The organism is Dyadobacter sp. 22481 (assembly GCF_052044875.1).
Taxonomy (GTDB): Bacteria; Bacteroidota; Bacteroidia; order Cytophagales; family Spirosomataceae; genus Dyadobacter; species Dyadobacter endophyticus.
This window is the reverse complement of the sequence record NZ_JBQENV010000003.1, coordinates 1041278-1063608: the sequence shown is the minus strand read 5'-3', so window position 1 is coordinate 1063608 and position 22331 is coordinate 1041278. Positions and strand designations below refer to the sequence as shown.

The window sequence follows — 22331 nt, the reverse complement described above, 5'->3', positions numbered from 1 at the left end:
CTGTCAGAATTTATCCCACCATAATTTGGTAGTAGCAAGGTCGCCGCCGATAGCATCTGCCGCAGAGCTGCGGTTAGCGCCATTGAGGGTCTGTTCGATGATCGGGTAGATCATGCGCACAGGGATCGCCAGGCCAGCAGGAACGTTTCCACCCGATGGCGGAGAAAGTTTCGGGTAGTCGAGCCTTCTCCATTCAACCCATGATTCCCAGCCTCTGTTGTAAAGCGCAATCCATTTCTGGAAGCCGATTTTTTCTTTCCAGGTTGCTCCGGCTCTTTCATAGGCAACCTTAGGCTGTGCGAGGTAAGCAGCAGCTTCTGCCGCGGTTCCGCCCCAGTAAGTGATAGATGCAGTTACCGCCTTATTATAGTGTTCAGCAGCCGAACCGGTGATGAAGTCTCTTTCAACAGCTTCTGCAAGCAGGAATTCAACTTCGGAGTAGTCGAGCAGTAGCCCTTCGAAAGCCGGATCGATGACTTTGTCGCTGATATGCGAGAAGCTCGAATAGGTGTTGAGGAAACCGTATTGGCCACCCACATATTTGCCTTCAAGCGTCGTGAAGAAGAAAGGCCTTCTCGGGTCGTTCAGGTCGTTCATCGGAGTGACGATCGTTGCCGAAGGAATAAAATCCTGACGGCTGGTGTAGAGCGCATTCAGGTTTTGCGCGATCGGGTTGTAGTTCGGGGGCGTCGAAATGTATGGGAAGGCCGCTTTGTCCGAGTTGCTCGTAAATACTTTCGGGGCTGCTTCTGCTACCATTTTTTTCGCCTTGTCGGGGTCGCTGTCGGCGATGATCATCGCCAGTTTGAGTTTGAGCGAGTTACCGAACTTAACCCATTGTGGGATATTGCCCTTGTAAAGCAAATCGCCGCCGCCGAACGGTGTTCCTTTCGATTCGAGCTTTGGAAGCGCAGCGTCCAGACGGGCCAGGATCGCGTCGTACACAGTTTTGGCGTCATCATACTTAGGAAGCGGGTTTTCCGGATTCATTGATTCCGAATACGGGATATTACCAAAGGTGTTAACCAATGCAGCCCAGGTCATAACCTCTACCACTTCGATCTGCGCAAGCTGCACATCCTTGGTAGCTTGCGTCATGAGCGCATCCGCGTTGATCAGTCTTCTCGATTCATTCAAATCTGAGATAACACCCTTGTACAGTCCGCGCCAGAATGACTCCGGAATGATACGTGCAGTAACGTTGTACCGGGGTTCGTCCAGGTAAGTGGTGGTCGTCCATTGCTGGGTGTATAAACGATAGTTGTTTACATTGACGTTCGGGCTGGTCAGCGTATCGGCCAGGCCTTTCAGTGCATTGGAGAACAGGGTAACAGGCGGTGCCGTCGACGGGCGCTTGGTATCCACATTATAATCGTCCAGGCTGTCGACGCAAGCCGTCAGCAACAGGAACGGAAGGAAAAGAATGATTAATTTTTTCATATCGCTTAGAAACGGAATTTAACATTGAAACCATAGTTTCTTACAGCCGGGTAAGCACCGCTTTGGTAACCGCCCGCACCATTCAGCAAACCGGAACCCAGACCTTCTTCCGGATCCTGGAATTCCATGTTTTTGTGAAGGATCCAAAGGTTACGTCCGATTAACGAGATGTCGATCGACTTGAATGCGCGCAGTTTGCTTACGATCTCCTGAGGAAGCGCGTAAGTAAGGGCAACCTCTCTGAGTTTGATGTAGCTCGCGTCATAGATGTACATCGCTCTTGGCGGGTTGCCAGGGTAACCATATGCCGTGGCGCCGTTTCCGTCAACGTTCGCAGCACGTACGGTGTTTTTCGTTCCGTCGGCTTGTACACCCGGGAACAATACACCACCGCCTTGTGCAACAGGCGATCTTTTAGGATTTCCCAGCTCATTCAAGCCTGCCGTAATCGGGTAAAGACCGGTTCCTTCGCCATACCACTGGTCAAGCGACCATATGTCGCCGCCATGACGGATGTCGAGCAGGAAGCTCAGTGACAATGTTTTGTATTTCAATGTGTTGCTTACACCCGCGATCCAGTCTGGGTTCGGGTTACCGATGATTTTGTCGGAAGCGGAAGTAGCCGCATAGATACCGTTAGATTTAACGATTTTCTCGCCTGTTCCTTCATGATACATGAAATCCGTTCCGCGAATGATACCGAAGGGTTGTCCTTTTGCCGCGTTGATAGAAACGCCACCCTGAAGGCTAGCGATTGTAACATTGGTTACTTCCTGGTCGCCTTTGCCGTACAGGCTGATCACCTTGTTACGGTTTCTTGCAAAGTTCAGATTCAATGTCCACGAGAAGTTCTGCACTTTAATGGGCGTTACATAAGCGGAGATCTCAATACCCTTGTTCTGTACTTCACCCGAGTTTACGTAACGGAATGCATAGCCGGTTGCAGCGGTGATGGATACAGGAAGTATCTGATCGAGCGTGGACGAACGGTAATAAGTGAAGTTGAAACCTACGCGGTCGTTCAGGAATGCACTTTCAAGACCGAATTCATAGTTTTTGGTCCTTTCCGGTTTCAGTTCCCGATTGTTTTTTGTGTTTCTCAGCGTGAAGTAAGGGATGCTGCCTAGCCCGGTTGGCTTGTCGTACACGTCGATGGTGCTTCCCCATGGCGCATCGTTACCTACTTCTGCGTAGTTGGCGCTCAGTTTCGCCATGGTCAGCCAGCCAAGTCTTTTCAATCCTTCGAGGTTGGAGATGTTGAAGTTGGCACCAATCGCAGGGTAGAAGTACGTATTTTCCCCTTTGACCAACGTGGTCGATTTGTCCTGTCTTGCGGTAAGGTCGAGGTTTACAAGGTCTTTGTAACCAAATGATGCCTGCGCATAAAGACCATCCACCCCGATTCTCCTGTAAGTTTCGGTCGGTGCTTCGATCGGGTTAATCGAGTTCGAAAGGGAGAACAGACCTGGTACGACCATACCGCCGTTAGTTTGTGCACGGATTGCACTTTCAGTCGAGCGGCGCATGCTTCCCCCCGCCAAACCGGAGAAGTTGATATCCTTCGTGATCGCTTTGCGGAAGTTGAAGATCACATCGAGGTTAGTCTCGTTGAAGCTTCTGTTGTAGCGTTTATATTGAGCAGGGTCCGAGCTGCCGAATGCAATGCGCTCTTCCTGCATATCCTGCGTGCCGTTGTAAGCAAAGCGGGTGGTGAGGTCAACCCATGGGGCGATTTTGTAAACCGCAGCGGCGTAACCGAAGATGTTGTCACGCGAGTCGTTCGAGAAGTTCTCGTAACGGGAGAAATACGGGTTCTCTGAGTAAATAGGGCCGTTCTGATCGAAGGGCTTGGTAGGGCTGCCCCAGTTCCAGGTCACATCCTGTCTGTTTCTGAAATAGGCGGCTTTCTGCTCAAGCAGGTCCACGTTGGTCTGGAACCACTGTCTGAATTGCTGGTTGGGGTTTTTGCCATCATAACCGGTTCCGTAACGTCCTATACCTTTTACCTGCGAGTAGTTTGCGTTGGCTGAGATGGTCAGTTTCTTGGTCAGGTCAAAAGAAGCCGAGAAATTGAAAAGGTTCTTGCCGAGTTTACTGTTAGGCAGAACACCTTTTTCGTCGCTGCGGGTATAACCTACTTTAAATGTCGTGTTTTCACCGCCACCGAGGATGCTGATGCTTTGGTTGGAGGTTACCGCCGTTTCAAAGAATGCGGCCGGACCGTTCTTAGCAGCAACCCACGGGGTCATTTTACCGAAAGTCGGGGAGGAAGGATCAAATGCATCCCATTGATACACCATTCTGCTCGGATCAAATTTGGGCCCGAAAGAGGCATCCGCGTCAAAAACAGCGATATCGCCTTCACCTGAACCCAGGTTACCCCGGTAGAACTGGTTTTTTGAACCATCGCCGCCATAACCTGCGCCATATTCATTCTGGTATTTCACATAAGTGCTCTTGTCGATCTTACCCCAGGTAACACCGCTGTTCACTGTTACGTCGAAGCTGTTTTTGCGACCTTGTTTGGTAGTTACCAAAATCACACCGTTTGAAGCACGTGAACCGTAAAGTGCGGTTGCAGCAGCGCCTTTCAGGACGTTGATGGATGCAATGTTGTCTGGGTTGATATCGGAAGCCGCATTACCGTAGTCGGTTCCGGCGCGACCTGTCTGCTGGTCGGACGAGTTGGTATTGGCGTTCGACACAGGCACACCGTCGATTACCCACAATGCCTGGTTGTTGCCTGTAATGGATTTGTAACCACGGATGATCGCGCTGGTCGATCCACCCATGTTGTTGTTGGTTTTGATATCAAGACCAGCGATTTTACCCGCGAGCGAATTCATTACGTTCGGGTTACGCGCCTGTACGATCTGTTCGTTGTTGATCTGCTGGGCCGCGTACACGAGCTCGTTTCTTTTACGCTCTTGTCCAAGGGCGGTTACCACCACTTCTTGAAGCTGGCTGACATCATTTTTTAGCGTTACGTTGATGGCCGACTGGTTTCCAACAATCACTTCCTGTGTTTGAAAACCGATAAAACTGAAAACAAGCGTAGCCCCGGTAGTAGTGGAAATCGTGTACTGGCCCTGGGTGTCGGTGGTGGTACCGCGAGTAGTACCTTTCAAAGAAATGTTGACGCCCGGAAGTATCGAGCCGTCGTCTGCGGTGACCTTGCCGGTCACGGCGAGATCCTGGGCATGAAGCTGCGTCACTAATAGCAGCAAACACCCCAATAAGGAGCATAAAGTCTTCCTCATAAATTAGTCTTAAAGTTAGGTTTGTTATGTAAACATACTGTTGCAAAAATAACTATTAGTTTAACCATTACAACCATTTGTTTGCGAAATATCAAAATTTAGTTTGGTTATAGGGGGTTAAATGGAGAATTTTATATGCATTTGTGGTAATTTTTTGCAATTTTTTTAAATATGCGAATTTTTCAAAAATAGGCTTGATTTTAACTAATTGTTAACTGAGCGTGCTTTTTTTTGAGGATTTTACATTTATAAGTACCAAACATACCGGACGGTGTAAATACGGGCATATGAAGTACGGTACCTGTATACGCGGCATTTTGAAAGAATGAATCTAAATAAAGCGGCAGTTGAAAATTTTGAAGATAAAGAATGCCCCGCCTATCGAGGAATTTTTGATAAATATTTGGATTTTTTTAATATTGTTTGTACATTAATATAAATTTTTTTGGTCCAAAAAGCGGCTTATTTTGGATCAAAAACTGCACCCACAGAGGTAAGCCGCTTTTAGCAAATATTTGAATTGTTTGAAATTCATCTAAGGAAAGGGGGAGCGTGTTGCAATTTTGATTGCGAATGTGGCGGAAAGCGTGAAGTTCTAACAAATACGTTTATAGAAGCATTTTGCTGCTTCGCGCTAACAAACTGACAATGAAAGTTGATTTATGCCAAATTATATTCTGGACATTGATTTGTACGGCATTGTAATTGATTGAAACAACGATTATTTTTGTAACCTTGACGCAATTAATGTCCTATTTAAACAAACTTTAAATCCTTTGTATGAGAAAGACTCTACTGTTTCTATTCTTAGGGTGCTTGTTAATTCCTGGTTGGCAGGCATTTGCCCAGGATAAACAAGTATCGGGAGTTGTAACCGCCGATGACGGAAGCGTGCTACCCGGTGTGAACATTACCCTAAAAGGTACAACCAGAGGTATCACCAGTGATATCGACGGTAAGTACACCATTTCAGTCCCTTCTTCCGGAACACTCGTGTTCTCATTTGTAGGTTACCTGAGCCAAAGTATTGCGGTAGGTTCGAAATCGACGATCAACGTAACATTGGCAGCCGATGCCCAGCAACTGGGAGAAGTGGTCGTAACCGCGCTCGGTATTTCGCGTGAGCGTAAGTCACTCGGTTATAGTACCGCCACGATTACCAACACATCTATCACAGAAGCCCGTAACACCAGCCCGCTCGACGCCCTTAACGCCCGCGTGCCCGGTCTTTCGGTCAACACCGCTTCGGGAGCACCGGGCGCGTCGACCGTACTTAACATCCGTGGTTTCAACTCTGTGACCGGTAACAACCAGCCGCTATTCGTCATCGACGGTGTGCCGATGAACAACCGCGGTAATACTTCATCGACCAACGCGCAAAACAGCAACGATGACTTCAACCGTTCGATGGACTTCGGTAACCAGATGAACGATATCAACCCTAATGAGATTGAAAGCATTACCGTACTGAAAGGTATCTCGGCATCCGCATTGTATGGTAGCCGCGCAGCCAACGGTGCGATCCTGATTACTACCAAAAGAGGTAAGTCGGGTAAAACGCAGGTGGATATTTCGTCATCATTCGCACAATCCCGAATCCTGCGCGTTCCCCACCTGCAAAATACTTATGGCCAGGGATGGAGCGGCTTGTTCGACCGCATCGAAAACGGTTCGTGGGGCCCAAAACTCGATGGCAAGACACGCCTTTGGGGTAATGTTGTGGACAATTCACAAATGCTGAAACCTTTCTCGGCACAGGAAGACAACCTGAAAGATTTCTTCGACAAAGGTTATGAGTGGAACAACAGCATTGCCGTTTCGGGTGGTACCGAAACTGCCAACTACCGTGTAGCATATTCCAATGCAACGGCTGACGGGGTAGTGCCTACCAATGCCGACTCGTATAAGCGTAACACTTTGAGCCTGAATGGTGGTTTGAAACTGGATAAGTTCTTTGTGAACTCCAATATCAACTACGTTCACAAAAACCAGAAGGCGGTAGCGACCGGCCAGGGCGACGATGCGGGCGGAGGTAAAGTAGTATGGCAGGAGATCATCCAGATCCCGCGCGACCACTCGATCGTCGATTCAAAAGCGCTGCTGGATCCTAGCAGCCCGTACTACAAGTTCATGACGTTGGATAACTATTTCACCCCATACGCTCAGAACCCTTACTGGACATTGTACAACCAGGGTAACAACTATGATGAGGACCGTATTTTCGGTAACATCGAGTTTGGTTATCAGTTGCTCAAAAGTCTGGATGTGAGATTCAGAGTGGGCGGTGACTATTCCGACGCATTCCAGAAAGACTGGGGTAATGTTGGAAAAATCGCTGACGGCACGCCAAACAGTACTGCCAACGACGTATTTGGTGGTGTTTCTCAATTGGCAAAACAAAACCGCCAGTTCAACAGCGACCTGATCTTTAATTTCAAACACAATTTCGGATCCCGTTTTGACGTGCAGGCATTCTTTGGGCACAACCTCAATGAAAGAACCGGGCTGACCAACTTTGCGAAGGTGACCAACCTCGACCTTCCCGGGTTTTACAGCCTCTCGAACAGCTCTGTGACGCCTACTACATTTGCTACATCAAGCAAGCGCCGCCTCGTAGGTATCTATGGTCAGGCCACATTCGGTTTCGACAACTGGTTATACCTCACAGTAGGTGCGCGTAATGACTGGACGAGCACGCTGCCAAAAGGCAAAAACTCATACTTCTATCCGAGCGCTAGCATCAGTGCCGTATTGTCCGACGTTTTCAAACTGCCGGCAGAAATTCCTTTCGTGAAAGTACGTTTCGCGGCCGCATCTGCGGGTAACGACGCTGATCCTTATCAGGTCTATTCTGTATATGTGCCGGGCTCTACGCGTGCGGGTGGCTTTGGCAACATCAATTTTCCATTCGGTGGTTTGAATGCTTATGAAGTATCAAACAACCTCGGAAACCAAAGCTTGAAACCAGAGATCTCGACCGAATACGAAGGAGGTCTTGAATTGGGCTTCTTCGGAAGACGTATCGGTCTTGACCTGAGCTACTATAACAAGCTGACAAAAAACCAGATCATCAGCCTTGGCCTCGAACCTGCAACAGGTGCAACCACGCAGACGGTTAACCTTGGTAGTGTAAGAAATAAAGGGGTTGAATTGGCATTGAATCTGATCCCGGTACGCGCCGAGAAGTTCGAATGGGGTGTTACTGTGAACTACAACAAGATCTGGAACGAAGTAGAATCACTCGGTCTGGAAGGCGGATCAGGAAATATCCTTTTGAACAGCAGCTATAATGTGAAACTACGCGCCGTAGTAGGAAAGCCTTTGGGAGCTATTTATTCGCCCGATGTACAGCGCGATCCGAACGGCAACACTATTGTGAGTTCGACGACCGGCCTGCCTCTGGTAAGTTCCGAAGAAACTTACAGAGGTTCGGTTAACCCGAATTACACTTTGGGGATTTCAACCTACCTGGATTATAAAGGATTCAAACTCAGTGCGAACGGCGACTATCGAAATGGCGGGGTGTTCTACTCCTATACAGCCCGTTTGAACTACTTCAACGGAAACGCCTATATGACGCAATACAACGACCGCGAGCCGTTTGTTGTGCCAGGTTCGGTAGTCAAAACAGGTGATAACACTTATGCAACCAACACAACGCCTGTATCCCGCGCCGACGTGTTCACTTACTACGGTGGATCTACATCAGCTAACGAATACAATCACGTTCTGCCGAAGACATTCTTCAAACTGAGAAACGTGTCGCTCACATACACAGTGCCTAAGAAGTCGTTGGAAAAGCTGCCGGTAAGAGGTGCATCTGTGGGTATTTTCGGTCGTAACCTCGTGCTGTGGACGCCTAAGGGCAACCACGTTGTCGACCCGGAAGCCAACACGTTCGGGACCAGCCTGAAAAACCTTTACGGTGAATTCGCTGCCGGTCCTTCTACCGCAACGTACGGCGTTCAGTTAAATCTATCATTCTAATTCAGATTCAAATGAAAGGTATTATAAAAAATAGTGTCCTGCTTCTTGCGGCGCTTTCGCTGGGCTCCTGCAACGACTGGCTGGATGTAAACGAAGATCCCAACAATCCGACTAACGTGGCGCCGGAATTCGTGCTTCCGGCGGCGCAGGCATCGGTTCTGGGGATTGTCGGAGGGGATTTTGCAATCATTGGCGGTCTTTGGTCGCAGCACTGGACGCAATCCAATGCGAGTAACCAATACCGCGGCATCGACTCTTACGACCTTCAGCCATCGGACTATAGTATCGCATGGACAGAAATGTACGCTGGGGGCTTGAACGACTTCGAAGATGTGAAGAACAAAGCTGCTGTTATTGGTAACAACAATATGATGCTGCAGGCGGTAGCGGTTCAGACTTATGGTTTCCAGATGCTGGCTGACTGGTTCGACAAAATTCCGTTGACCGAGGCATTACAGGTTGAAACAATCAAAGCACCGAAGTATGACGACGGTCCTGCCGTGTACGCGGAATTGCTGAAAAGGCTCGACGCTGCTCTGGCACTTGATTTTAACAATGGCAAATCAACTGCGGTGGCGTCCGACCTGGTGTACGGAGGTCTAAGCGCGGCCAATCAGATTGACCAGTGGAAACGTTTCGTGAACACATTGAAGCTGAAAATGTATCTCCGCCAAACCGCAAGCCCGAATGCAACTCAGGCTGTTGCTGCAATAAAGGCAATGCTGGATGCGAATACATCGTTACTGGAAGATCACGCAGCAGTGACCAAGTTCGTCGATGAGCCGAATCGCAGTAACCCGCTGTATGAGAATAATGTACGCCAGCTCAATACAGGCACCAACCTGCGTTTGAGCCGCACGCTTCAAACCTATTTGCAGGCCAATAACGACGATGCCAGGCTCGCAGCCTACTTTACGCCAGGTACAACCGGCCAGGCAGGTTTGGAACAAGGGGATTTCCTCAGCGGCGTTGCGGCCAACACGCCGAGCGTCGCAAAAATGGCGGCTACCGATCCATTTTACTTTTTCAGTATTGATGAGGTCTATTTTATGCTGTCCGAGTCATACCTGCGCATCGGAAACGATGCCAAAGCAAAAGAGTTCTATGATAAGGCGGTAGCGGCAGCGTATGCGAAATTCAACATTGCGTTCGACGCGAAAAAAATCGCCAAAGGCGGAGTTTACGAATACCCATCGACCGGTAACATGGAAACGAAGCTAAAAGCCATTATCTACCAGAAATGGGTAGCAATGTTCCGCCAGGGATACGAGTCATTCTGGGATCAGGCCCGCACAGGCTATCCTGAGAAATCACCTGTTGCCTCCACGGCTGCTAACTATGTCCCCGGGCAATGGACTGTTGCAAAGAAATCGGTATTGGATAACAAAACGGATCTTCCGAAGCGCGTACCATATGCGTCGTCTTCGCGTGACAGTAACGTAAATACCCCTGCTGCGGTACCGCTTACCGCGAAGATCTGGTGGATGAAATAATTGAAGGTCATTGATAACTGATATTATGAAAAAAGGACTAAAACTTATATTGATAGCCTTGACCTTGTTTGCGGCGTTTTCGTGCGAGGAGGATAAGGTGACGGAAGGCATTTCTACGATTACTTACTACCCCATTATCACTCTGAAAGGTGAACAGTGGAATGTGGTAAAAGCAGGTGCCACCTTTACGGACCCGGGTGCCGGTGCCAAGGAAGGCGACAAGGACATCGAGGTGAAAGTAACCGGAACGGTAGACACCAAAACACCGGGCGTTTATACACTTCAATACGATGCGGTGAACAAGGACGGATACTCGTCTACCGAATACCGCTATGTAGGGGTAATCTCAAACGCCGCATGGGGAGTAGACATCTCAGGTTCTTACAAACGGAATGCCGGCGCCTTTGGGGTTTCCAAAGTGACAAAAGTTGCGGATAACCTCTATAAGGCGGATAACGTCGGCGGCGTTGCAGTTCCGTCTCCCGGCGATGCTGTTTTCTTTTATTATTTCGATAAAGGCAAACTGGGCGTTCCATACCAGCTGACACCCGGTAATGCATTCGAATGTACCAATGCAACAATCAAAGAAGGGGTGTCTTACAGTTGGGTCGTAATCAACCCGGGCTTCGGTACAGCACTTCGTGTTTTTGAAAAACAATAAAATTGACGTTATGAAATATATAAAGTATTCTCTGATATTATTGGTGTTTGCAATGGCTTCCTGCGACCTGGGCAGCGAACCGGCTATCGAAGGCACAAAGTTGCAAGCAATGGCGGGCGAATGGTGGGTTCAGCTTTATGCAGCCGGCGAAGACCAGGGCATTGGTTACCACCTGGTAACAACTTCTAATACTGCCGAAAACAATGAGACGGACCTCATTGTGGACGATCACGGTTTGCTGGAAGATTACGATTATCCACCGATCAAAGTGATATCGAAAGTTAACCTTCCCGGTTTGACTTTTAATGCATCCACAGATCTGCCCAACCTTAATACAGGTGAGAGTGCAGTGTCGATTTTGGAAGGTAAAATCATCAAAGGAGTGGCAACCACTCCCGGAGGCAACAAAACGGATTCGATATATGTAAAATTCGAGTTCAAAGAAGTGCCGGGAGAGCAGTATGAATACGCTGGCTACCGTCGCACAGGCTTCCTGGAAGACGAGCATTGATTTCAAACATTTGCATGTTCAAGGCCTTATCCACTGCGGATAAGGCCTTTTTTATTTTGGAACCATAGCATTTCTTTCCGATCTTGAAAACCTGGTCCTTTAACAACTTCCTATGACAACTCCTTTTACGAGCAAGATTTCAAACAAGTTCTGCCGGATGTCGGCAGCGGTCCTGATCGCGGTTGCGGTCGGACAGTCAGGTTACGCACAATCACCATTAGCAAAATCGATCGATCAGAAAGCACCGGTATTGGAAAAGAAGCTGGTGGAATGGCGGCGCGATTTTCATCAGAATCCCGAATTGGGCAATAGGGAATTCAAAACGGCTGAGAAGGTTGCCAACCACCTGAAACGGTTGGGGATCGAAGTGACAACTGGCGTTGCGCATACGGGCGTGGTAGGAATCCTGAAAGGCGGGAAACCAGGTCCGGTCGTTGCCTTGCGGGCGGACATGGACGGTCTGCCGGTAGCGGAGCGGGTGGATATTCCGTTCAAATCGACAGTGACGACCGAATACAAAGGTCAGACTACGGGTGTTATGCACGCTTGTGGGCACGATACGCACATTGCGATTCTGATGGGCGTGGCCGAAGTGCTGGCGTCTATGAAGAACGAACTTCCCGGGACTATCAAATTCATATTCCAACCGGCCGAAGAAGGAGCGCCGGAAGGTGAGGAGGGAGGAGCTGAACTGATGGTGAAGGAAGGAGTACTCGAGAATCCGAAGGTCGATGCCATTTTCGGGCTACACATCGATTCGCAGATTGAAGTCGGTAAGATTTCCTACCGCTCCGGCGCGACGATGGCTGCGGTGGATTTTTTCAGTATTGACGTAAAAGGAAAACAAACGCACGGTGCCTATCCGTGGTCGGGCGTTGATCCGATCGTGACATCTTCGCAGATCGTGACTGCATTGCAGACCATCGTGAGCCGTAACCTGAACCTCACGCAAGCACCCGCCGTGGTGACGATAGGGGCAATACATGGCGGCGTGCGACAGAATATTATCCCGGAATCCGTCAAAATGATCGGTACCATCCGGACCTTTGATGAAGAAATGCATTCTTATGTGCACAAGCGCCTCCACGAGATTTCAACCAACATAGCGGAAAGCGCCGGAGCTACTGCGTCGGTTGATATCGATGTGATGTATCCGGTAACAGTCAACAACGAAGCGTTGACCGCCAAAATGATCGGGACACTGGAAAATGTGGCAGGAAAAGAGAATGTAAATGTAATTCCTGTTAAAACCGGAGCCGAAGATTTCGCCTTTTACCAGCAGAAAGTACCCGGTTTTTTCTTCTTTTTGGGAGGTATGCCAAAAGGTAAAAGCGTAGCGGAAGCTGCACCACACCACACGCCCGACTTTTACGTGGACGAAGGCAGCCTCGTGCTCGGCGTGCGCTCCATCGCCCGCCTGGCTACCGATTATCTCGAAAAAGCGAAGGGAAAATAGCAGCTATTCCATTATGGCTATTCCGGAATGTTCTTCCTGACCTGGTCAAACAGCAGGTTCGGGAAGAACCTTTTGAGGTAAATGGCTGCAACCTCTTTAAAACCACCGATATAGATTTCCTTTTTATCCTTCCTGACGGCATCCAGTATTTTTTCGGCGCAAACATCGGCCGGTATGCCCTTGGCCTGGTTACTATCCATTTTACCGAATTTGTCCCCCGATGCATTCAATGCATTTAAGGAAATATTTGTGCGGATATAGCCGGGGCAAATGGTCGTGACTTTGATGTTATGCTGATAACCCTCAGCGCGCAGCGAGTCGTAAAAGCCATGTAAGGCGTGTTTGGCAGCATTGTAACCAGAACGCATGATCGTGCCGATCTTTCCTGCAACGCTGCTCATGACAATGAAGTGGCCGGATTGCCGGGCAATCATGTGCGGTAATACTGCTTTTGTAAGCGCTACCGTGCTGAAAAAGTTGACATTCATCAGGCTCTGGTAAACTTCCAGGTCAGTGTCGTCTATATACGAACGCTGGCTGACGCCCGCATTATGCACCATTATATCAATGCGTCCGAAATGGGCTACTACCTGCGCGGCGGCAGGCCCGGCCTGATCGAATTGGGTGACATCTAAAGGCAATACCAATACGTCCGTATTAGGTAATGCAGTCAGCTGTTTCACCCGCTCCAATTCCTCGCGGCGGCGGGCCGTTAATACGAGCTTCGCACCTTCTTTGGCAAAAGCCATTGCCAATGCCTCGCCGATACCCGACGACGCCCCCGTGATCCACACGACCTTGTCCTTGAAATTTGTCATATCTCTTAGCTAAACAGCTGCGGAATTTGATAGAAAACGGAGTTGCACGCCATCGCCATCGACGCTCAACGCAGCCTCCATACCCACGCCCATCGCGCGGTTGTCGCCGACGTGGCCAACGGGGAAATCGTAGCATACAGGATAACCGAACGCCGCCACATGCTCTTCGATTATTTGGTAGGAATCCTTTCCGAAAGTCGGGCTGTTGTTGTCTTTCATGTCTGTAAACTGCCCTACGACGAGTCCCGCCAGTTTCGCCAGCTTGCCCGACCGTTTGAGCTGAATCATCATCCGGTCGAGATTGTACAGATATTCATTGATATCCTCGATAAAGAGTATTTTGCCATCCGTATCCGTCTCTGTGTCGGAGCCGATCATATGCGCAAGCAGGCACAGATTTCCGCCTACCACCTGGGCAGTTGCGTGGCCGGAGCGGTTCAAGGGATGGGCGGGTATCTCATAGGCGGGCATTTCGCCGAAAAGCATCTGTCTGAGCGATTCCCCTGCCAGTTCTGCGCCGGCGCAAGTAATGGTTTTGGCCATCGGCGCATGAATGCTCGCAAAGCCTAGCTGGAAAGTTCGCGAAAGAAAGGCCGTCAGGTCGCTGAAACCGACAATCCATTTCGGGGTTTGGAGGAAGCTATCGAAATTAAGGCTATCCACAATCCGTGAACAACCGTACCCTCCGCGGGCGGCAATGATGGCCTTAATGGAAGGATCATCTAGCATTTGCTGCATATCCGTCAGCCGGTCCTCATCGGAAGCCGAAAACTGGTTAAATGAAGTTCTCAGCGTTTTCCCCTCGACCACTTCCAGGCCCCATTGTTCGGTAAACAACTTAATGCCGGGAAGAACATCTTCATATTTCACAATACTGGCAGGAGCCAAAACCCCAATGCGGTCACCGGGTTTCAGAAATGCAGGAAATTGGATTAGATTCATTCAGAGTAATAAGCAATGCTAAACAAAAACCACATCCTGCACCAACGCACTACCCATTTCCCGGTTGATGAGTTCGATGATTTTGCTTTTTGCGCGGAAAAGTTCGTTGCGCAGCGGCGCGGATTCGATTTGCAGGAAAAGGGTGCCGTCTTTGATGTACACTTTCTTGGTACGGGTGGCAATCGCCGAACCCATGATCTTGTCCCAGTGTGCAACCACGTACGATTGGTCGAACCGGTTACGGAGCTTGTACCTGTCGAGCATTTGGTCAATAGCTTCCTTCAACGGCGTGATTCCGGGCCGTCGCGATGCTTTTTCCTTGTCAAACCGATAGTACATAGTTGTAGCCTTGTTCGTGAATACTGCAAAGGTAGCGAGTTCAGGGTTCGCTGCGGATAACCGGGGTTACTTTTTTAAAAGCTGCTCGTAAACCACATCCATGATCGACGTGCGGATGTTCATCGACGAGATTTTATTGTTTTCACGCGTTGGATACACCCGGTTCGACAAAAAGACATAATTCAACCCCCAGGCAGGATCCGCCCAGGTCATAATGCCGGTGTAGCCCGTATGCCCGAAGCTCGACGGGCTCGCGTACCGCGGCGCATTGCCGGTGTATTTGAAAGTCGGCTTATCAAACCCTATACCTCGGCGGCTGCCTTCCTCAGGATACTGGTAGCGTGTAAACTCGATCAATGCATCCTTACTCAACAACTGCTGGCCACCGTAATAGCCATCCTGCAAATACATCTGCCACACTTTCATCACATCATTGGAAGTGCCGAAAAGCCCCGCGTGGCCGCTCAATCCGCCAAGCATTGCAGCAGCTTCGTCGTGTACCTGGCCGTGTAGCTGCGTCATGCGGAAGAACGTGTCGCGCTCGGTAGGCACGATGTCGTCCAGTTTATAAAAGCGTTTCGGGTTGAAAGTGAGCGTATTGGCGCCCAGTTTGTGGTAGTAGTGGTTTTTAAGATAATCTTCAAAATTCTCGCCGCTTAACCGCTTGACAATCTGTGGGTAGAGGATGAATGAAAGGTCGCTGTAAACATAACCTTCCTTTTCATTCAAAGGAGAATCACGAATCGATTTGAAAATGGTTTTGTCGTAATTCTTGTAAATAAACAGGCTGTCACCCACTACCGACGTAGGGTATCTTTTGGATTGTTTAGTGCTGAACGTTTTCCTTTTCCAGCTGCCGTCGGCTTTTTGTGCTTCTTTCCAAAGTACGATAAATGCTTTCAGACGGGCGCTGTGCGTAAGCACACGGCGCCATTGCAAGTCTGCTTTATTGGAACCTTCAAAATCGGGCAGGTAGTCCTTCATAGTCGCATCCAGATCAAACTTTTTCTCGTCCCAGAGGCTCATCAATGCGAGGGTCGAAGCGGTGATTTTGGTTACCGAGGCCAGGTCGTACAAATCCGTCACTTTTACCGCGTGATTACCCTCGTAGGTATGCTTCCCATAGGCTTTGCGGAAAAATACCTTCCCGTCTTTGGCCAGCTGCACCACACAGCCCGGCGTTGCCTTCTGGGTTACAGCAGCATTGGCGATGGAATCTATTTTAAAAGTAATAACCTTCGAATCCAGCCCGACTTCTTCGGGAATGGTGTATTTCAATCTGCCGAGCGCCGGAGTTTCGATGCCTGCATTATAAGGATATTGTGCATTGACCGTCACGGGCAGCTTGCCGGATGCCGGAATAGCGCCGAAAATCAACTGGGCCGACAAATCCTGCGTATAGGGCGTAAGTTGGTAAGCCATGATCAGCGCCTTCGCGTCGTCGGTTTTCGGCATTTTGTTCAAAGCATATGGATTTCCAAAAACAGAAACCACCGCTTTTTTGGTGGCGATCAGTTCCTGCAAAACTGCGCTCATTGGCTCGGTGAGGCCATAGCTTGTCCGCGGGGAAATGCTGCCCAAATGCACGCCTACCAGCAGCAGGTTGTACGCATTCAATTTCGAACGCACCGCCTCGATCTGATCGGCAGTAGCCTTAGCGGGAATTTGAAAATGGTCGACGGTCGTATAAAGCCCCAATGTGTTCTGGAACGTCGTAGCAGTATCAGCTCCTACGGAAACGGAGGCGATTTTCAACGTATCCAGCGCCCGAAGCGGCAGGATACTATTATCGTTTTTAAGTATTGTAAGGGCCTTTTCAGTGAGCAGGCGGTTAGTTAGCTCAGCGGCTTTTGGGTTCAGGTCTTGGTAAAGATTGTTCAGATCAACCGGTTTGTAATGGTTAAGACCCGCCCAGGCCTTCGCTTCCAACACTTTGCGGCAGCGGTAGTCGATCTCCGCCTGTGTGATTCTGCCTTCGGCAATACTCTTTTTAATCTCTGCAATGGATTTGTTCACGTCCTCGGTGAATTCCAGCAGATCCATGCCTGCTTCGAGGCCCATTGCATCGGCTTTGCCGTCGGGGAAGTATTTGGTTACCCCCTTCATATTCATCGCGTCGGAGTAAATCAGCCCTTCAAATCCGAGCTGGCTGCGCAGCAGGTTTGTTACAATCGGTTTGGATAGGGTAGAGGGCAAGTTAGGCGTTTTGTCCAGTGCCGGAATGCTCAAATGCGCGATCATCATGCCGCTCAAACCATTGTTAATGAGCACGCGGAACGGATAAAGTTCCAGTGAATCAATGCGTTGTGCCGAATGGGATATCAACGGAAGGTCGTAATGCGAATCGGTGCCGGTATCGCCGTGGCCAGGGAAGTGTTTTGCGCTGGTCAGTAGTCCATTGTCCTGCATTCCCCGCATGTAGGCGACGGCCTTTTCAGCTACTTTGTATTTATTCTCCCCAAACGACCGGAAACTGATAACCGGGTTATTTGGGTTATTGTTCACATCGGCAACCGGAGCAAAATTAATATGCATTCCGAGCCTCCGCGCCTGTTTTGCGAGTTGTGCGCCCATTTCGTAAATCAGGTCGTTATTGCCCTGAATGGCACCCAAAGTCATTTGATACGGGTACCGGACCGTACTATCGATCCGCATCGCCAGACCAAACTCCGCATCCATTGCCACCAGAAGCGGTACCTTGGAAATCGACTGATAATAGTTCGTCAATCTCGCCTGTGGCATTGGCCCGCCTTGAAAAAATACGATCCCGCCCACTTTATTTTCGCGGATCAATTTCTCCACTACCGCCGGATTACTCGTTTTGGGATCAATCAATGCCCGCTTGGTATCCGATACCGCCGCGACCATAATCAGCTGGGCAATGCGCTCGTCGGGCGTCAAAGTCGCAAAAACGGAATCGACCCATTGTCGGGAAGTGCTGGTTTTGTTTTGCAAAAAGCCGGGCGGGGTGCTGATTTGAGCTTTTGAAGTAAATGCTGCTAGGAAAAGGAGTGTTAGTAGGATAAGGTGGTGTCTGGTCATTGGGTTTGGGAAAACTATTCAAGTAAATATACACATGAATTTCTTTCTCAGCCTAAATCCGCCATCAAAACACCAACCCCAGCAACAACCCGGCCAGAATGATCAAATACGAAGGCACTTTCCCGAATGCAACCACTACTAGCGTCGCAATAACGGTAGCCACGGGCTGCATATCCGTCATCATAGGCTGAAAGAGCGAGATGGCGGCGGCGATGGTGAGGCCGCAGCTGGCGGCGTGGATGCCTTCCAGGGAAGCCCGTATGCCGCGGTAGCGTTTCAGCTGGTCCCAGAAAGGGTAGGCAAAAAAGATGAAGAACGTGCCGGGCAGGAAGATGCCAGCGGTTGCCACAAATCCGCCGACGATCTGGCCGAACCAGCCGTGGGATTGCAGCGATACACTTCCTACAAACGTGGCAATGGAGAACACAGGCCCGGGCACCACCTGCGTGAGCGCCATGCCTGCCAGGAACTCCTGCTCGGTCAGGTAATGCTTGAACTCCACAAATTCGTTGTACAAAATAGGGATCAGCACCTGTCCGCCGCCAAAAACCAGGCTGCCGTTCCGGTAGAAGTTCTCGAAAAGTCTGACAGGCAATGAATTGGTGATTTTACCGATAATAGCTGCCGCGATCAGCACGGAAATCCAGAAGATGATAGGCCGCCATTTGATACGGATCTCGGCCTTTTCCATCTTTTCGTGCTTCTTGAAATTAAGCGAAGACGCCACGCCCCCGCACACGATTAGTACGGGCGTCATGTAAGGCGACGGGTACATGTACGCGAGGATTGTAGAAATGACGAGGAATGTCCAGCCCTGGGTGTTGTGGATGACTTTCCTGGCAATGGAAGAAGCTCCGTACATCAGGAATGCAACCGCCATAGGCCCCACAAACCGTGTGAAATCCAGCGAAATGGAATTCCGTTCGAGGTAATGTATGCCGATGGCCGCGAGCGTCATGAGTACCATCGCAGGCAGCGACCATACGAGCAACGTCAGGTAGGCGAGCGGCTGCCCGCCTATTTTCAAACCAATTGCCGTGACCGTCTGCGTGGAACTGGGGCCAGGCAGGATGGAACAAAGTGCTTGTAATTCAAGCAACTCTTCCTCAGTGACATACCGCCGTTTGTGCACCAGCCGCTCGATCATCATCATCAGATGTACCTGCGGTCCTCCGAATGCCGTCAGCGACAGCAGCAGGATGTCCATCAGGTAAATGATGTACCGAAAGCGACGGATGGGTGGATAGGACAAGCTGAGGAGCTTTTATTTTTTTAAACCGAGTTCCCGCAAACGTTCATCGAGAAACTCCCCGGCGGTCATGTTAGTATACAGCTTCGGATGTTCCGTCGTCACACAACTATCCAGGCTCGTCAGGTCCATGTCGGCGCGGGGGTGCATGAAGAACGGGATCGAATAGCGTGAGCTCCCCATTTTCTCCCGCGGCGGGTTCACCACCCGGTGAATGGTCGATTTGAGTTTATGGTTCGTCAGCCGGTCGAGCATATCGCCCACGTTCACGACAATCTGGTCGGGCAATGCGGTAATAGCGATCCACTCTCCGTCGCGGCGGAGTACTTCGAGGCCTTCGGCGCTGGCACCCATGAGCAGGGTAATGAGGTTGATATCGCCGTGCGCCGCAGCTCTTACCGCACCTTCCGGTACCAGCTCGGGGTTTGGAATAGGGAAGTAATGCAATGCACGCAGCAGGCTATCGCCATTTTTAACCTTATCTTCAAAATAATCCTCAGGTAGACCCAGGTAAATGGCAATGGCGCGGAGGAGCGTTTTGCCCGTATTTTCGAAAGTATGGTACACTTCGAGGGTGTATTTTTTAAAATCGGGAAGCTCTTCCGGAAAAATATTGGAAGGCATCTGGCCGATCGGCTCGGGCTGCCCTACGTGGTAAAATTCCTTCAAATCGGCTACTTTGAAACCTTTTGCCGTTTCTTTGCCTTTGGCAATGTAACCGCGCTGACCGAAAAGCTCAGGGAACTCATACTTTTTTTTGACTTCGTCCGGCTGCGAGAAGAATATCTTTACATTTTCGTAAAGATCGTTACGCAGCGCGTCGCTTAACCCGTGATTTTTAATAGCTACAAAACCGATGTTGGTAAATGCCGCGCCCAGGTCTTCCACAAACTGCTGCTTTCGCCGGGCATCTCCCGATGTAAAATCGGCCAAATCGAGCGACGGGACTTCATTCAATAGTGCTGGTTCCATGTTGATTGCTTTTTTGATGCAAAGTAAAAAGTATCTTCAGACTTGGCAAATATGCCGGCTGCACCAATTCTTCTGGTATAAAAATAGGGAGAAGAAACAGGAGATATTTAATAAGTTTAATAGATACTCACTAAATTTAATGCCCTTTTGGGCAAACCTTTTGGAGAGACGTTTTCGGGAAATATGCATTGAACTTGAGTTATGACACATTCAGACCCGGACCATGATACCTGGCTACGCTTCATTTCCGGCGATTCAGATGCGTTTAGCGACCTTTATGACCAGTACGCCGACGTGCTGTATGCATTCGGTATGCGGTACAGTACCGACCGTGACCTGGTGAAGGATTGCATTCACGATTTGTTCATCGATTTGCACGGCTACCGGAAAAATCTGGCACAGGAGGTCAATGTGAAATTCTATCTCCTGAAATCACTCCGCAGGAAGCTGCACCTGGCACACCGGAAATCGTCCATGCTGCGTTTCGACCGCTGGGATACGGAGGATTCACTTGCCATTAATGCATTCACTTTCAGTATAGAGCAGCAATTGATCACCGACGAGAAGGAGCGCGAAATCCTGCACCACCTGGCTGTGGAGATCAACCTGCTTCCCGATCGCCAGCGCGAGATTCTCTACCTCCGTTTCCACCAGGACCTCGACTACGACGAAATCGCGGCGATCATGCAGATTTCCGTTCCTACGTGCCGCACATTCGTGTACCGGGCCCTCAAAGAGCTGCGAGGTAAGCTGGAATTTGGGGCTATCTTCCTGATAATGTGTTGTTAAGAAAATATTTTCTATTTTTTGTTAAAATAAATCCTTTTAGAAGTCTATATCTGCAACCGGTTGCGCTCTTGTAGTTTAAACAAGCGCTTCCATGAAAAGAAAAAGCAACAAACAGGAGCCGATACCGGAGCCGGAACATCTGACCGAAGCGGAAAGAGTGGCCGGCGAAAGGGCGAAGCTGCTGTTTACAACCCTCCGTAACGAAGCCTTTTCTCCAACCGAAAAGGATGCACTCTGGAACCAGGTGGAAGAAACCATCTCGCGGAGAAAGCAAAGATCATTTAATACATTCTGGATCGCCGCTGCGGCTTCGGTGACGTTGCTGTTGCTCGCGGGCGTCGGCTACCTGGTTTTCTACGAAGATTCCGCGCGGGTAATGCAGGATGTGGCCGCGAAAGCGAAGGAAATACCGGAAGAAACCCGGCTCATTCTCGCCGATGAACGCGCGGTGAGCCTGCGGAAAGACCATTCGAGCGTCGTTTATAAGGACAACGGTGCGCTCATTCAAGTTGACTCTTCATCGACAATAGGCCAGCAAGTGGCCGGGGATCAGCAGTTTAATACATTGATCGTGCCCTACGGCAAGCGGTCGGTGCTGACGCTTTCCGACGGGACGCGTATCTGGCTGAACTCCGGCTCCAAGCTGGTTTATCCGTCGCATTTCGGCAAAGGCCAGCGTGAGGTATACCTCGAAGGCCAGGCGTACTTCTCGGTTACCCACGCCGAAAACGCGCCTTTTTATGTACATACCAAAGATATGGAGGTAAAAGTGCTGGGGACCGAATTTGATGTAAGTGCCTATGATGATGATCCTTACACGGCGACCGTGCTTACCAAAGGGAGTGTGGAGCTCACCACCCAGCGGCAGGCATTGTTCGGATCGAAAAAGACGAAGATCACGCCGGGCACACGGGCCGTTTTCGACCAGGAGCGGGCAGCATTGCAGACGCAACAGGTGGATGTGCGCGAATATGTTTCCTGGAAAGACGGCTATCTGGAATTGAACAGTGCGCCGCTGGCCGAAATCCTGAAAAAGCTATCAAGGTATTACCGGGTAGATATTGAACTAAAACAACCGAAACTCGCGGGAGTTACATTCCGCGGATCGCTCGAACTGCAAGAGGACATTCGCAAAACGCTGGAGGGAATCTCGCTGACCACCGGGCTCATTTACAAACAGGAACCTAACGAAAGGAGGTACGTATTGGAGGAAAGCACTATCAAACCATAAAAAACGGGAAACGCGGCAACGTTTCCCGAATCTTCACACTTGCCGGCAAGCAAGTGATCCTTAAACCATTGTATTCACAAAAGTCGATTCAAATTTATGAAAAAATTTGACCAAAAAGGGTATTGCCCATTGGGAGAATTG

15 protein-coding genes are annotated in these 22331 nt (G+C 49.7%); 7 read left to right on the top strand and 8 right to left on the bottom strand.

Annotation, left to right across the window (positions count from 1 at the left end):
* Positions 1 to 3 precede the first annotated feature (3 nt).
* Together ACTJJJ_RS23090 and ACTJJJ_RS23085 are read right to left on the bottom strand one after the other, a co-directional pair.
* Positions 4 to 1440 carry a SusD/RagB family nutrient-binding outer membrane lipoprotein gene (locus ACTJJJ_RS23090; protein WP_440703154.1) on the bottom strand — a complete coding sequence of 479 codons (1437 nt, stop codon included), beginning with the start codon at positions 1438 to 1440 and terminating at the stop codon, positions 4 to 6.
* 5 nt (positions 1441 to 1445) lie between these two features.
* Positions 1446 to 4700: a SusC/RagA family TonB-linked outer membrane protein gene (locus ACTJJJ_RS23085; RefSeq protein ID WP_188936028.1), complete on the bottom strand. Its 3255-nt coding sequence runs from the start codon at positions 4698 to 4700 to the stop codon at positions 1446 to 1448.
* 780 nt (positions 4701 to 5480) lie between these two features.
* Here ACTJJJ_RS23085 and ACTJJJ_RS23080 point away from each other — a divergent pair.
* From ACTJJJ_RS23080 to ACTJJJ_RS23060, 5 genes are all read left to right on the top strand, one after another.
* A complete protein-coding gene (locus ACTJJJ_RS23080) occupies positions 5481 to 8687 on the top strand; it encodes a SusC/RagA family TonB-linked outer membrane protein (RefSeq protein WP_440703153.1) in 3207 nt (1068 codons plus the stop codon).
* A gap of 11 nt (positions 8688 to 8698) precedes the next feature.
* A complete protein-coding gene (locus ACTJJJ_RS23075; protein WP_440703152.1) occupies positions 8699 to 10180 on the top strand; it encodes a SusD/RagB family nutrient-binding outer membrane lipoprotein in 1482 nt (493 codons plus the stop codon).
* A gap of 25 nt (positions 10181 to 10205) precedes the next feature.
* On the top strand, positions 10206 to 10841 hold the full coding sequence (locus tag ACTJJJ_RS23070) for a DUF5011 domain-containing protein (protein ID WP_440703151.1): 636 nt from the start codon (positions 10206 to 10208) through the stop codon (positions 10839 to 10841).
* Between the two features lie 10 nt (positions 10842 to 10851).
* A complete protein-coding gene (locus ACTJJJ_RS23065; protein ID WP_440703150.1) occupies positions 10852 to 11352 on the top strand; it encodes a lipid-binding protein in 501 nt (166 codons plus the stop codon).
* Positions 11353 to 11464: 112 nt separating this feature from the next.
* Positions 11465 to 12808, top strand: a complete 1344-nt coding sequence (locus tag ACTJJJ_RS23060; RefSeq protein WP_440703149.1) for an amidohydrolase — start codon at positions 11465 to 11467, stop codon at positions 12806 to 12808.
* A gap of 17 nt (positions 12809 to 12825) precedes the next feature.
* Here the strand turns inward: ACTJJJ_RS23060 and ACTJJJ_RS23055 are convergent, their stop codons facing one another.
* From ACTJJJ_RS23055 to ACTJJJ_RS23030, 6 genes are all read right to left on the bottom strand, one after another.
* Positions 12826 to 13626, bottom strand: coding sequence for an SDR family oxidoreductase (locus ACTJJJ_RS23055; RefSeq protein ID WP_440703148.1), 801 nt, complete (start codon positions 13624 to 13626; stop codon positions 12826 to 12828).
* A gap of 9 nt (positions 13627 to 13635) precedes the next feature.
* Positions 13636 to 14568, bottom strand: coding sequence for a S66 peptidase family protein (locus ACTJJJ_RS23050; protein WP_440703147.1), 933 nt, complete (start codon positions 14566 to 14568; stop codon positions 13636 to 13638).
* 18 nt (positions 14569 to 14586) lie between these two features.
* A complete protein-coding gene (locus ACTJJJ_RS23045) occupies positions 14587 to 14907 on the bottom strand; it encodes a DUF721 domain-containing protein (protein WP_188936015.1) in 321 nt (106 codons plus the stop codon).
* Between the two features lie 66 nt (positions 14908 to 14973).
* Positions 14974 to 17949: a glycoside hydrolase family 3 N-terminal domain-containing protein gene (locus ACTJJJ_RS23040; RefSeq protein ID WP_188936013.1), complete on the bottom strand. Its 2976-nt coding sequence runs from the start codon at positions 17947 to 17949 to the stop codon at positions 14974 to 14976.
* A gap of 64 nt (positions 17950 to 18013) precedes the next feature.
* The gene (gene chrA, locus ACTJJJ_RS23035; RefSeq protein WP_440703482.1) at positions 18014 to 19156 is read right to left on the bottom strand and encodes a chromate efflux transporter; all 1143 of its coding nucleotides are present in this window, start codon (positions 19154 to 19156) and stop codon (positions 18014 to 18016) included.
* A 57-nt stretch (positions 19157 to 19213) separates the two neighbouring features.
* The gene (locus ACTJJJ_RS23030) at positions 19214 to 20170 is read right to left on the bottom strand and encodes an isopenicillin N synthase family dioxygenase (RefSeq protein WP_188936011.1); all 957 of its coding nucleotides are present in this window, start codon (positions 20168 to 20170) and stop codon (positions 19214 to 19216) included.
* Between the two features lie 201 nt (positions 20171 to 20371).
* On the opposite strand from ACTJJJ_RS23030, the gene ACTJJJ_RS23025 reads away from it, so the two are divergent.
* Positions 20372 to 20959, top strand: coding sequence for an RNA polymerase sigma factor (locus tag ACTJJJ_RS23025; RefSeq protein WP_188936009.1), 588 nt, complete (start codon positions 20372 to 20374; stop codon positions 20957 to 20959).
* A gap of 91 nt (positions 20960 to 21050) precedes the next feature.
* A complete protein-coding gene (locus ACTJJJ_RS23020) occupies positions 21051 to 22190 on the top strand; it encodes a FecR family protein (RefSeq protein ID WP_440703146.1) in 1140 nt (379 codons plus the stop codon).
* Positions 22191 to 22331: the final 141 nt, after the last annotated feature.